The 13,109-nt window shown below is 55.1% G+C and carries 12 protein-coding genes and 3 riboswitches; of the genes, 4 read left to right on the top strand and 8 right to left on the bottom strand.

Annotated features, from left to right (window positions below):
- Positions 1–30: 30 nt before the first annotated feature.
- Entirely contained in the window at positions 31–1,470 is a 1,440-nt protein-coding gene (locus OKX01_RS09000; RefSeq protein ID WP_264672816.1) for an aspartate ammonia-lyase, read from the bottom strand.
- Positions 1,471–2,032: 562 nt separating this feature from the next.
- Here OKX01_RS09000 and OKX01_RS08995 point away from each other — a divergent pair.
- Positions 2,033–2,611: an AAA family ATPase gene (locus OKX01_RS08995; RefSeq protein WP_094196650.1), complete on the top strand. Its 579-nt coding sequence runs from the start codon at positions 2,033–2,035 to the stop codon at positions 2,609–2,611.
- A gap of 45 nt (positions 2,612–2,656) precedes the next feature.
- On the opposite strand, the gene OKX01_RS08990 is transcribed toward OKX01_RS08995, so the two are convergent.
- The 4 genes from OKX01_RS08990 to OKX01_RS08975 form a co-directional block, all read right to left on the bottom strand.
- Complete coding sequence (locus OKX01_RS08990; RefSeq protein ID WP_094196649.1) at positions 2,657–3,292, bottom strand: riboflavin synthase subunit alpha; 636 nt, start codon at positions 3,290–3,292, stop codon at positions 2,657–2,659.
- Between the two features lie 161 nt (positions 3,293–3,453).
- Positions 3,454–3,598, bottom strand: a riboswitch (FMN riboswitch).
- Positions 3,599–3,656: 58 nt separating this feature from the next.
- The gene (locus OKX01_RS08985) at positions 3,657–4,406 is read right to left on the bottom strand and encodes an SDR family NAD(P)-dependent oxidoreductase (RefSeq protein ID WP_121738901.1); all 750 of its coding nucleotides are present in this window, start codon (positions 4,404–4,406) and stop codon (positions 3,657–3,659) included.
- A 152-nt stretch (positions 4,407–4,558) separates the two neighbouring features.
- Positions 4,559–5,851, bottom strand: a complete 1,293-nt coding sequence (locus OKX01_RS08980; RefSeq protein ID WP_264672815.1) for an LLM class flavin-dependent oxidoreductase — start codon at positions 5,849–5,851, stop codon at positions 4,559–4,561.
- Entirely contained in the window at positions 5,848–6,630 is a 783-nt protein-coding gene (locus tag OKX01_RS08975; RefSeq protein WP_121738899.1) for a 3-oxoacyl-ACP reductase, read from the bottom strand. Before OKX01_RS08975 ends, OKX01_RS08980 begins: the two co-directional genes overlap by 4 nt.
- Positions 6,631–6,680: 50 nt before the next feature.
- Positions 6,681–6,778, bottom strand: a riboswitch (TPP riboswitch).
- A gap of 66 nt (positions 6,779–6,844) precedes the next feature.
- Positions 6,845–6,952: riboswitch (TPP riboswitch) on the top strand.
- Positions 6,953–7,093: 141 nt separating this feature from the next.
- On the opposite strand from OKX01_RS08975, the gene OKX01_RS08970 reads away from it, so the two are divergent.
- Positions 7,094–8,533, top strand: a complete 1,440-nt coding sequence (locus OKX01_RS08970; protein WP_108728706.1) for a sodium:solute symporter family protein — start codon at positions 7,094–7,096, stop codon at positions 8,531–8,533.
- 77 nt (positions 8,534–8,610) lie between these two features.
- Here OKX01_RS08970 and OKX01_RS08965 read toward each other — a convergent pair whose 3' ends face one another.
- The 3 genes from OKX01_RS08965 to OKX01_RS08955 form a co-directional block, all read right to left on the bottom strand.
- Positions 8,611–9,456 carry a flagellar motor protein MotB gene (locus tag OKX01_RS08965; protein ID WP_264672814.1) on the bottom strand — a complete coding sequence of 282 codons (846 nt, stop codon included), beginning with the start codon at positions 9,454–9,456 and terminating at the stop codon, positions 8,611–8,613.
- 4 nt (positions 9,457–9,460) lie between these two features.
- Positions 9,461–10,276 (bottom strand): motility protein A, encoded by an 816-nt coding sequence (locus tag OKX01_RS08960; protein WP_009454185.1) that lies wholly within the window; start codon positions 10,274–10,276, stop codon positions 9,461–9,463.
- Between the two features lie 141 nt (positions 10,277–10,417).
- On the bottom strand, positions 10,418–10,774 hold the full coding sequence (locus OKX01_RS08955) for a flagellar protein FlhE (RefSeq protein WP_230018228.1): 357 nt from the start codon (positions 10,772–10,774) through the stop codon (positions 10,418–10,420).
- Positions 10,775–11,044: 270 nt separating this feature from the next.
- On the opposite strand from OKX01_RS08955, the gene pbpG reads away from it, so the two are divergent.
- Together pbpG and OKX01_RS08945 are read left to right on the top strand one after the other, a co-directional pair.
- A complete protein-coding gene (gene pbpG, locus OKX01_RS08950; protein WP_230018230.1) occupies positions 11,045–12,049 on the top strand; it encodes a D-alanyl-D-alanine endopeptidase in 1,005 nt (334 codons plus the stop codon).
- Between the two features lie 11 nt (positions 12,050–12,060).
- Positions 12,061–12,975, top strand: a complete 915-nt coding sequence (locus OKX01_RS08945) for a LysR family transcriptional regulator (protein ID WP_264672813.1) — start codon at positions 12,061–12,063, stop codon at positions 12,973–12,975.
- The last annotated feature ends 134 nt before the right edge of the window (positions 12,976–13,109 follow it).

Genomic DNA, 13,109 nt, shown 5'->3' with positions numbered 1-13,109 from the left:
TCCGTGCGCGGGCCTGTCAGTTTTTTTTAATTAAAGAGTTTGCTCAAATTCGTTCAAGGTGCGTGGCGCGATCAGCAGTTCAGGCCGCAAGGCCTGAGCCAGCTCGTTCGCACTTAACAAGCCCTGCTCCAGAATCAGCTCGGCCACCCCTTTGCCGATTTCATGCGCCTGCTTGGCAATGTCGGTGGCTGCGGCGTAGCCAATGAACGGATTAAGCGCCGTAACCAATCCGATAGATTGGCTGACACTGTCTGCCAGGCGCTGAGGATTGGCGGTGATCGCTTCCACGCAGTAGTCGGCCAGAATCATGCATCCGCGTTGCAGGTGACGCAGGCTCTTGTAGAGGCTGTGCGCAATAATGGGTTCAAACGCGTTGAGCTGAAGCTGTCCTGCTTCGGCCGCAAAGGAGACAGTCACATCATTGCCAAAGACTTCAAAGGCAATCTGGCTGACCGCTTCCGGAATGACGGGATTGACTTTACCCGGCATGATGGAGGAGCCCGCTTGGCGTGGTGGCAAATTGATCTCGCCAATGCCAGCGCGTGGGCCGCTCGATAGTAGACGCAGGTCGTTGCAGGTCTTGGACAGTGTGACGGCAATCCGTTTCAACGCGCTGGACAATTGCACAAAAGCGCTGCAGTCCTGGGTGGCCAAGATCAGATTGGGGGCGCTGCGCAGGCTGATCCCCGTGTTTGAGGACAATTGACGCGTGACCAGTTTGGCATAGCGAGGATGGGTATTGATACCCGTGCCAATCGCGGTCGCACCCAGATTGATTTCACACAGCTCTTGCATGGCCTCGGTCAGGCAATGGCGATCTTTGGCAATCATGCCGGCGTAAACTGCAAACTCTTGCCCCAGGGTCATAGGGACCGCTTCTTGCAGTTGTGTTCGCCCCATTTTCAATAGCTCTTTGAAAGCGTGAGCTTTGCTCTCGAACGCTTGCTGCAAGTACTCCAAGGCGGTCAATAAACGGGCAGCGCCCTGATAGGCAGCTAGCTTCAAGGCGGTGGGGTATACATCATTGGTCGACTGCCCCAGATTGACATCCTCATTGGGGTGAAGAAAAGCGTATTGCCCTCGCTCATGACCCAAAATCTCCAGCGCACGGTTAGCGATCACCTCGTTCGCATTCATATTGGTAGAGGTTCCCGCACCACCTTGGATCACATCCACCACAAAATGGTCGTGATGCTGGCCGGACTCAATTTCTCGGCATGCCTGCACAATCGCTTCTTTCTTGACGGCATCCAATGCTCCCAGCGCGTGGTTGGCCTGCGCGGCGGATGCTTTGATCTGTGCCAGGGCACGAATCAAATCGGGATAGTTTGAAATAGGTGTCGCCGTAATATCGAAGTTTTCAACGGCTCGCAGGGTGTGAACGCCAAAATACACCGAGTCAGGTACGGGCCGAGTTCCTAGCAAGTCTTTTTCCAGGCGCGTGTGAGCCGTTGCGGTGCAATCAGTCATGTCATCTCTCCGTTTTTATGTAGGGCCCCAAAAATTGGGGTTGTTGTACCGGAGTTAAAAGCAACAACTGTGCCAACAACAGCGGATTGCACTAGCCTATTGAAAAACAAGTCATTTTTTGTGCACTGATTGTAGAGACACTGACAATACGCTCCCTTCTGTTCGGATTTCCGAACACGGCAAGACCAAAAAAGACGGAAACCCGAACAGAAGTCATCAGACTGTGCGGCTGTGGGTTTTATCCGGCTGTATTACCATGCGGTTTTCTCCCAAAATCGCCCCTCTTTTTGTTGGATACTTTTTTTCAATGTTTGGAATTCTTTTCCGTTAATTGCATTTTATCTTCTTTGTTGGATGCCTTGAAGATAGGCGGGTTAGATGTTTGTGTACACCCACAAGGGGATCGGGGTTCATCATTTCCCATCCCTGCCTTAAACTAAGCCTTCTTCCCTTCTTCCCTTCTTCCCTTCTTCCCTTCTTCCCTTCTTCCCTTCTTCGTAGTTTCGGGGTTCGCCCCAGCTTTTCCAGGTTCTTATTTTCTTTTATTGATCTGCATTTCTTTATGCATTCTTTCGTCCTTATTTCAGGTTGCTCCGGCGGTGGTAAGTCCACTTTGTTAGCCGAGCTCCAAAAACGTGGGCATACCGTGATTCAAGAGCCTGGGCGACGTATTGTTCAGGAACAGTTGGCCATCCAAGGCTCTGCTCTACCCTGGCTGGATCTGGAGGCCTTTCTGCAAGAGGCGCTCAAGATTGCCCAAACAGACTACGTGACCGCAGCTCAAGATGGTTCGTGGGTGTTTTTTGATCGTGGCCTGATTGATGCGGCAGCCGCGTTACAAGAATTAAGAGGCCATCCCTTGCTGGAGGCGGTCAGTCGCGCTTACCCCTACCATCCTCGGGTGTTTTTAACGCCGCCCTGGCCACAGATTTATAAGCAGGACCCGGAACGCCGGCATGATATCAACGCGGCTTTGCATGAGTACGAACGCTTGACGCGTATCTACCCTTTGTTGGGCTACCAAGTGAGCATTCTTCCCAAGACAACAGTCCAAAAGCGCGCTGATTTTGTGCTCAATACCCTAGGCACGACCGCTCCATACAAGGAGCGCAAGGCAGTAAAAAAGGGCTGTCAGCCTTAATCGGCCAGCAGCCCTTCTTTTTACTGATATGGTCTCGAGCCTTGTTCAGTTTTTCAAACCAGGCATCACACGCGACAAGGTACCGGCCACCGTACGCTCCAGCACATCGACTAATACCACCGTCTGTTGGTCCACCTCGATATTAAGGCGATCGCCCACCTTGTAGCGGGAGAACGTTGTCTGGCGCAAGGTTTCGGGGATCAGGTTGATGGTCACAATGCCATCCTCCACATCCGCCACGGTCAAGCTGCAGCCATTAACGCCCAGAAAACCGCGTGGGAACACGTACTTCGCCCACTCTTCTGGTACACGGAAACGCAGACGGTTACCCGCCTCGGTAATGCTCAATTCAAGCACCTCTGCGGTCGTTGCGATATGGCCAGCCATCACATGGCCGCCTATTTCCTCGTTCAGCTTGGCCGATCGCTCGATATTGACCAGATCACCTGTTTTAAGCGTGCCCAGATTCGTGCGCTCCAGCGTGACAGGAATCGCATCAAAAGTGACTTTAGGGCCGCTGATACTGGTTACGCTCAGGCAGGTGCCTTCCACGCTGACACTGGCACCCAGTTGCAGATCCACCAGCAGCTCATCGGTGAAATCGATTTCAAACTCGGTACGGCCCAGCTCGGCCTTGACCGCGGTAAGAGGACGAACCGCTTTAACAATTCCGGTATACATCAGCACACTCCTTCGCAACATTCATGCAAAAGACCAGTGGCTAATGCAGGGGAGATTTTCAGATTTTTCATTTGAACGCATCCTTGATTAAACAATGCGTCCTCCGGGCAGCAATAAAACACCTCGCTGCCTTGATCACCCTTGATCACAAGGCAGCGAGGCTTCATCTTCTTTCATCCGGACTCTGACCGTCGGCCCAGGCTTTGCACCTGATCTGCTGATCTTTCCCAGGGGGAGATCGCTCGCGGGCTGGGGAACGAATCCCTTACCGCCGGTGGGGAATTTCACCCCGCCCTGAAGACGTGTGCAGTGTAAGACCGGAGCCCAAGTCTAATCAAGCCAGACCCAAGCCCAGTCGCCAAGCTCAAGCCTGGCGATGCACACTTAAGCCGGCAAAACTTTGCGCCACAGGCATCAACTCGATGTAGTTGACGTTCATATGGGCAGGCGCATTCATGATCCAGGTAATGGTGTTGGCGATATCCTCAGGCGTCAGCGCATCCACGTTCTGGTAAAGCGCAGCGGCTTTGTCTTTATCGCCCAAACGCACGGCGGAGAAGTCCGTGCCGGAACACAGGCCAGGAGCCACAGTAGAGACACGCACTGCCGTACCCGACAGGTCGGCACGCAGATTCAGGCCCAGATGATGCACAAATGCCTTGGTAGCGCCGTACACATTGCCGCCGGCGTAAGCGTATTCGCCCGCCGTCGAGCCCAGATTGATGATATGGCCCTTGTTCTGCTTGACCATACCTGGCAGCAAAGCGTGCGTAATATGCAGCAACGCGCTGATATTGGTAGCCACCATGGTATCCCACTGATCCATCTTGGCGTCTTGCGCCTTGTCCACGCCTAGCGCCAAACCGGCGTTATTGATCAGCACGTCGATATGGGGATAACGAGCCGTCAGATCCGCCAACACTGCCTCAGCACGCGCACGATCGGTCAAATCCACGCTGACCGGTACAAACCGCTCGCCCAGCTCGGCGGCCAGGGCATCCAGCTTGTCCTGACGGCGCGCCAGACCCAGCACGGTGTGCCCTTCAGACACCAATTTACGAGCAAGAGCGGCCCCAAACCCTGAGGAGGCCCCGGTGACAACGGCGGTTTTCATAGTGCGATCCCTATACAGCTCGCTGCTCGTTAAGCAGGCGACAATTAAAGCATTAAGGATAGCAAACTTCAGGAGCTTCGTAGCCCCTTCCCCCTAGGGAAAAAGCGGACAAATCCAGCGATGGAAATGCCCGCTTTTTTCTCATCCCAAGGTCAGGCTGCAGGACGCTCCAGCCCCAGGTGTCCACGCAAAGTGCTGTGCTCATAATCATGGCGGAACAGGCCGCGTTTTTGCAGAACAGGTATCACCTGCTCAACAAAGTCTCGAATACCATTGGGCAAGGAAGGCGGCATCAGGTTAAAACCATCCGCGCCTTCATTGCGCCACCATTGCTCAATCTGATCAGCAATGGATTCTGGCGTTCCGACCATGGTGCAATGACCACCACCGGCAGCAATACGACCCAGCAATTGACGAACCGTTGGTTTTTCTATTTCAACAATGCGCAGCATGGTGGCATAACGCCCTTTGGGGCCCTTGAAGCTCTCCAAAGGAGGCAGTGGCGGTACCGGCGCATCCAGTTCCCAGCCCATGCAATCCTGACCGACGAACATACCCAACTGGCGCAAGGACGTCTCGGCGGGCAAGAGCTCATCCAGTTCCTGCTGTTTGCGACGCGCCTCTTCCATGGTAGAGCCCACATAGGTCACCAGGCCTGGCATCACGGGCACATCCACGCCCCGCCCCGTTTCCCGCACGCGTCGTTTGATGTCGCGGTAATAGGATTGGGCCGAGGGCAAGTCATACGCCACGGCATAAATCGCTTCAGCTTTGCGCGCGGCCAAATCCCGGCCCTGCTCAGAGGCACCGGCCTGAAACAGAACAGGCTGTCCTTGTGGTGAGCGCGGCAAGGTCAAGGGCCCATCGACCAGGAAGTGATCGCCCTTATGCAGGATCTGACGCACCTGATCTACCTTGGCATAATCGCCCTGCCTGTCCATCACCAAGGCACTGTCGCTCCAGGAGTCGAACAGCTTCAGCGAAGTCTCAACAAACTCTTCAGCCCGTGCATAGCGCCAGGCATGGTCGGGCATGGCTTCGTAGCCGTGATTACGTGCTTCCGAATCAAACATGGATGTCACCACGTTCCAGCCCATCCGTCCCTTGGACACATGATCCAGGGAGCACAACATGCGCGCTGCCACAAAAGGCGTGTAGAAAGTGCTGGAAACGGTGCTGATCAGGCCGATACGCTCGGTGGCTCGCGCCAGGGCGGCCATCATGGTCAAGGGTTCCAAAAACCAGCGCGGACCGTCAGACACGTTATCGCTGGATTGGCCATCGGCAAAGAATATGGCGTCCAGCTTGCCACGCTCGGCGATCTGGGTCAGTTCTTCGTAAAACCGGACATCGCCGAGGCGTTCTACCTGCGAATCGGGATGACGCCAGGCTGCTTTGTGATGCCCGCAGCCCATAATGAATAAATTGAAGTGCAGCTGCCTCATCCGTTTTTCACCAATCCACCGTCCACCACCAAATTCTGCCCAGTGACTGCCCGAGCCCACGGACCGGCAAAGAACAAAGCGGCATCGGCGAACTCCTCAGGCGTAGTCACACGGCGCAACGGTGTGCTGGCCGCAATCAAGTCAAACACGGCCTCGGGCGTAGCCGCGGACGCATCGGTTGTACGCAGCAAACCGCCAGAAATCATGTTCACAGTAATCTGATCGGGCCCCAGATCGTGCGACAAGGTACGCGTCATGGACAACAACGCCGCCTTGGCGGCCGTGTAATCGTGATAGGGCACAACAGGGTTCTGGAACAGGTTCGTACCGATATTGATGATGCGACCAAAGCCCGCTTGCTTCATACCAGGCAATGCCGCCTGTGTGGTGTTCAAGGCACCGCCCACAATGCCTTCCAGTTGCTGGTTCAGTTGCGACCACGTCAGCGTATCGGCATGGGGACGAGCATCGCCGTTGAAAGAAAATTCAGGCAAAGCGTTATTGACGACCGTAGTGATAGGCTGGCCAAAATGCGCCTGGGCCTTGGCAAACAAAGCTTGCACCGCCGTCGCATCCGTCACGTCCGCTTGCACGGCCAGACATTGCTGCGGGAACTCATCCGCCAGCGCCTGAGCGGCTGCTTCACTTTTCAGGTAATTGATGACAACTTTCGCGCCCTGACGCGCAAACGCACGTACCAGGCAAGCCCCCAGGCCGCGTGCGCCGCCGGTGACCAGAACAAGTTGTTGGGAGAGTTCCGAGACGTGTTCCACAGACATGAGACTCCTTGCAAGAATTCGGCGAGGATGTCGGCCCGGTTCAGACGCAGGTCTATGGATTCGGACATCCCTTCGCCAGTATGAGCTGGATCAGGTTCGACGGGTTTTATCTCAGCCCTTTCCAAGAAGGACACCCCGTGCCGCAGCCAGACCATAGCATAAATTGGCCTAGACCGTATCATTGACATTTGAAAGAAGCTCTCCTACTCTTTGAACCTGTTCCTGGGGGAGTCCTTAACGGGCTGAGACTCCGCATTCAAGCGGTAACCCTTAGAACCTGATCCGGATCATGCCGGCGAAGGGAAAGGAAACGCGGCCTGGCAGCCTGCCCGCTCTTGTCTGTGCGGTGCATTCATCAGCTCACACGCCCCATTTCAATCCCTCCATTTTTCTGCGCCCTGCCCTGGCATCCCGCCAGCTTGGCCGGTTTGTGCCTGTTCAAACAGGTTTTTGGGGAGATCTCATGCTGGACCAAACCGCCACCCTCCTGTGGCTGATCGTTTTTTCTGCGGCTTTTGCTCTGGCCGGGGTGCTATACGCCCGCCACTACAAAAATTCTCTTGAAGACTTTGTGGTGGCTCGCAATAGTCAAAGTTCCGTCGCTACCATTCTGACTTTATTGGCTTCTTCGCTGGGCGCATGGATCCTGTTCTCACCCGCGCAGGCTGCCACCTGGGGAGGATTGAGCGCCGTCATCGGCTATGCCCTCGGTTCCATGTCGCCCCGCCTGGCCATGATTCCGCTGGGCAAACGCATGCGCGAACTGCTGCCACGCGGCCACAGCCTGAGCGAGTTTGTCATTGCCCGCTACGGTCGCCCTATGTATGCGCTGACCCTGCTCATCATGTTGTTTTACATGTTCATCTCCATGACGGCTGAAATCACCGCCATGTCCAAGATGATTACCTTGATCGCCCCTATCCCCCTGTGGGTCACCGCCAGTATTGTGCTGCTGGCCACGCTGATCTACACGTCTTATGGCGGACTGCGCGCGTCCATCTTTACCGACAAGGTACAGATGCTTGTAATCCTGCCCATGCTGTTTCTGATCATCATGTTTGGCTGGCAAGCCGTAGGGGGACCGGTGCAATTGTTTGACAGCGTGAAGCTGGAGGCGCCGCGCCTGATCGAGCTTGGCGACCCGGTCGGTATCAAGGCCGGGCTGACCTTCTTTGTGGCCATCTTGCTGACCGGCCTGTTTCACCAGGGCAACTGGCAGCGCATCTATGCCGCCAAAGACACGCAGTCCATGCGTCGCGGTTTTTTGCTCGGTGGCCTGTTTGTCGCCCCTTTCATCTTTTTGATGGGTTTATTTGGTCTGGCCTTTGTGGGCCTGGGCTCCACCGGTGACAGCTCCGTCGCCTTGTTCAACGTTATTTTGCCGCACGTACCGGTCTGGTTTCTGGTACTGCTGATTCCTTTGGGCCTGTCCTTGGTCATGAGCAGTGCCGATACCGCCATCAGTGCTGTTTCCAGCCTGATTGCGGTGGATCTGGGCCGGATCATGCCCCATCGCAATACCGCTCAAATGATGAGTCTGGCGCGGTCCCTGATCTGGGTTTGCTCCATCCCTGTGCTGTACGCGTCCTCGCAAGGTTTCAGTGTGCTGTACCTGTTCCTGCTGGCAGACTTGCTGTGTTCGGCAGCCGCTTTCCCCGTGTTCTTTGGTTTGTATAGCCGCCGCTACGATGGCTTTACCGCCACCCTTAGCACCCTGGGCGGCCTGGTGGCCGGTCTGGCCGTGTTCCCACGCCCCAATGGCCCGATGGATTACTTGCTGGAATCCTTCTTGCTGGCCGCCATTGTGCCGGTGCTGATCAGCGTGTTAATCATGCCTCTGCGTCGCCATCTGCCCAAGTTCGATTTGGGCACCCTGGCCTCCTCCACACGTGTTCTGGACTAAATCCGAACACACTGGATTCAAGTTCAAAACAAAAACCCCGGTTTGTCAGTCGCAAACCGGGGTTTTGTTGTAAAGGCTTATTGGACGGGACTTTCAGGCTGTATTTGAGGAGTTTGCACAATGATTTCAACCCGTCGATTCGTTGCGCGTCCTTGCTGTGTCGCATTGTCCCCCAAGGGGCGTGTATCGGCATAACCGACCGCGCTCAGGCGCTGGCTGCCAATGCCATTGGCTTCCATGTAACGCACCACACTGCCCGCACGTGCACCGGACAGTTCCCAGTTGGAAGGGTAGCGATAGCTGCGAATGGGCACCGAATCCGTATGGCCTTCAATCACAATCGGGTGGGTGGATTTTTGCAATACTTCAGCCAATTGACGTAGCACCGTCAAGCCCTCCAAGCCCAGATCCGCACCGCCCGAGTTGAACAGAATCTCGCTGTTGATACGGAAGCTCACAGACTGATCGTTCATGACCACATCAATGTTGTCACCCAAGCCATCCAGATCCAGACCGTGATTGCCTTTGCCTTGCCCCTCACCCAGGCCGGACTCGGGAAACAGGCCCGCGCCTGCGGGCAACAAACCGGCTCCGTCTTTGCCTGCTTGTGCAACGACCGTCGCACCTCCCTGCCCTTGCCCCTGCGCCGCCGTTTGTACCCGCTTGCCTGCAAAGGACAGCATCACAATCATCAAGACCAGCAACAAGGTCATCATGTCCAGATAAGTGGTCAGCCAGGCCTCTTCCTCCTCGGGTACGGCCAGCCCCGGATCATTCCAGGGGCGGCTGCGACGGCGGCTGCCCAGATTGCCGGCCAGTTGCTGTTCGATCTTGGCTCCCCGGGCTTGCTCCAGCTCTTTTTGCAAGGCTTTCTGACGGTCAGCCAGTTCACCCAGGGTCAGGTCCTGCTCCATGTTTCCCATGGGATCAACCTCGCTCCGGAGCCGGGTCCGCGTCATCGTCGCGGCCACCCCGGTCATTGATCTCGTCCTGATACTGGGCCATGAAGGAATTGAGTGTTTCGCGCATCAAAGCCGGGCCACGGCGCTGGCTCATCATGGATACCCCTTGCATGATCATGTTCATCAAAACCACGCGCTGCTCGGTACGACGCTCCAGCTTCACGGCCACAGGCTTGAACACCAGATTGGAGAGCAGCACACCGTAAAACGTGGTCATCAAGGCCAGGGCCATTTGCTGACCAATAGAGGTAATGTCGCCATCGCCCAGCAAGAACATCAAATTAACCAGACCAATCAGCGTACCGACCATGCCGAAAGCAGGCGCGAAGCTGGCCATCAAACGGAACAGTTGCGCTTCTGCATGCTCACGGGCACGCAAACGGCTGATGCGCCATTGCAAAAGATCTTCAATATCTTCTTGGGGAGCTCGGTCAATGACCAGTTGAACACCGGTTTTCAAAAACGGATTGGCTACTTTTTCCAGCGCCTCTTCAACGGCACGAATATCACCCATCATCCACAAACGGGAAATATTGATCAGCTCATCCATATCCTGTTGGGTGTACAGGCGTTCGTTACGCAGCACCGTCCCGATCAGGCCAAAAATACGGACAACTTCGCTTAACGGGTAGCTGATAAACGTCGCCGCCAACGTACCTACCAGCACAACAGCTAAGCTGGGCAGGTCCACAAACAAGGCGGGGTTTTCTGCCGTAAAAAACAAGATCACGGCAAACAGCAGCACGCTGGCTACGATGCCGATCAGAGTAGAGGGGTTCATGCACAAGTCCTGGTTATGGCCCGATGGGCATCAGAACTACATATCGGCAGTACCGCGGGTTTCTTTAGGCTCGCACCTTGAGATAGATCAAACCCAAATGAAATTAAATCGTTTATTGGGAAGCGGCGCGGGCGCGTAAAGCTAGCGCTGGTAATTCACCCGAATCGATGCCCGCACTCGAACCGCCTCGGTGCTGCCCGCCCAACTCCAGACTTCATGCTCCAACACAAAGCCATGACGCGCATCCTGACCAGCAAAGGCTCTGGTGCTAAGAACCGAACCGTTCATGTCCACACAGGCTCCACCTTGCAAACACAGGCGACTTTTCAGAATGGCCCGGCCGTTATGGTCGTAGCTGAGCTCCACCTTGCCAAGCGCACGGGCCTGCGAACGTATGGACTCTGGAGGCATAAAGTGTTGCTGAGTACGGGGAGAGCTGGTTGTGATGGCCTCGCTAAGTTGCTCCCCATCCCAGGCTAGCGACGCCTTGTGCCCCATTGCGGGAGTACTTCCTACGATTAAAAAAATAAGACAAAACTTATAAAACCTGTTTATAAAAACAGGTTTTTGGGCGTTTGGGGATTTCAATAAAGACATGGACTGTTTTTTTATACAGATAAAATAAGTTTCTTAATGATACGGCGCAAACATCTTAAATTTTTTTTAACTTTGGGTCGTAAGATACTAATATAAAGAAGATTTTTTCTGGTAGCATAAACGCACAAATTCTATCCGCCCTTCTGTTTCTCGCCGACCGGGAACTGAAAAATGCCTCAAACCAGAACAAAAAAACTCATTCGACCTGCATTATGCGCTTTATTGTTAGCGCCATTTTCGATGTTGTCTGTCGCGCAGACGCTGGCGCTGGCCGAACCATCCGCATTGAATGACGCCAGCACGGCCATCAGCTACAACGTACCGCATCTGGTTTTTGAAAAAAACCTGCAACCCATCAGCTATAGCGAAAATGATAGCCGCCGTGCGCTCAATGCCCTCAAACACGACGCTCTCATCCAGCACGCCGCCCTGCGTTCGGAGATTGCCTTTGTACAAGATCTGGAGTCGTCCACCGTGCTGTATCAAAAAAACAGCGACGCTGTTCGGCCCATTGCGTCCATTACCAAGCTGATGACGGCCCTGGTCGTGGCTGAATCCGGTCTGCCTATGGATGAAATGCTGGAGATCATCGACGAAGATGTGGACCGCGTCAAACACTCCAGCTCGCGTCTTCGCGTTGGCTCCAAACTGAACCGGGCCGACATGATGCACTTGGCATTGATGTCCTCGGAAAACCGGGCTGCCCATGCCTTGGGCCGCAGCTACCCTGGCGGTCTGCCTGCTTTTGTGCGCGCCATGAATGACAAGGCACGCGCTTTGGGTATGCGCAACACACGTTTTGTGGAACCTACCGGCTTATCCAGCGACAACGTGGCCAGCCCGCGTGACCTGGTCAAATTACTGACCGCCACCAGTCAACATGACCGTATCCAGCAGTACACCACGAACGATCAGTATTCCGTCCAGCCTGTGCGCGGCCGCCAACTGGTATTCAACAACACCAATCGTTTGGTGAAGAACGCCAACTGGGATATTCAAGTTTCCAAAACCGGCTTCATCAACGAAGCGGGGGAATGTCTGGTCATGCTGACCAAGATCGAAGATCGTGAAGTGGCTATTGTGCTGCTGAATTCCACGGGTCGTTACTCGCGTATTGGTGACGCCGTACGGATCCGCAATCTGGTTGAAAAGTCCAACGGACTGGCCATGCTTTAAGACGGCTCTTCGTGTCCCAACTCAAACTGCTTGAAGACTTCGTGACCCTGGCTCGTGCGGGCAGTTTTGTTCGAGCGGCAGAACAGCGCCACGTCACGCATCCGGCATTTGGGCGCCGCATTCGGGCCTTGGAAGCATGGGTAGGAACGCCTTTGGTCGAGCGCAGCAGCTTGCCCGTTACGCTGACACCGGAAGGACAGGTGTTCTACAACACCGCCAACCAAGTGCTGGAACAATTAAACCGTGTCCGTCGGCAATTGCAGGCGTCGGATCAGGCCGAGCATGGCAGTTTACGAATTGCCACTGGCCGCAGCCTGGCGCGTACCCTGGTCACCGACTGGGTCAGCCGCCTGCAAAAAGGTAGCCATGCGCCTTTGTCGGCCCATGTGCCCATCGACATCAGCACCGGCATGATGGCCGATATGGCCAAGCTGCTCGCCCAAGGCAAAACAGACTTCCTGTGTTGTTATGAACACCCGGCCTTATCGATTGAGCTACTGGCCGAGCAAGTGACCTACATGACCATTGCCACTGACAAGCTCGTGCCCACCTGTCAGCGACGCAAAAACGGCATGCCTTTGTATGACCTCAATGCCGATAGCGGGCGCAGCATCCCATTGATCTCGTATTCGGGCGGCTTGGCCATGGCCCGTATTCTGGGTGACAAGCTGCATCATTTTGCCTACCCCTTGGTCAGCACGGTACGTTGCGACTCGCTGGATACCGCAATGGGTTCGGTGCTCAAAGGCATGGGGGTCGCCTGGTTGCCCTTGTCCATGATTGCCAATGAATGTCGTCGCGGCACCTTGGTGCAATTGGGCGGCAAAGGCGATGAAATTACCTTTGAGGTGCGCCTGTACCGCTCCCGGGCTCCGCTCTCGGCGCTGGCCGAGTCTGTCTGGGCTTTTACCCAGCAGGGTCGTTGATCTTTCAGCCAATCGAAAAAGCACGGTCATGTGCCTTAATAGCACATCACAAATAACAGCAACGAACACAATAGCCGTTCATAACTAAGGATATACAGGCCCGCAGCGCCGCCCTGGCCGCTGCTCGGAAACCT

Source organism: Alcaligenes sp. SMD-FA (assembly GCF_025960365.1).
Lineage (GTDB): Bacteria > Pseudomonadota > Gammaproteobacteria > Burkholderiales > Burkholderiaceae_B > Alcaligenes > Alcaligenes aquatilis.
This window is presented reverse-complemented; position numbering and strand designations above follow the sequence as displayed.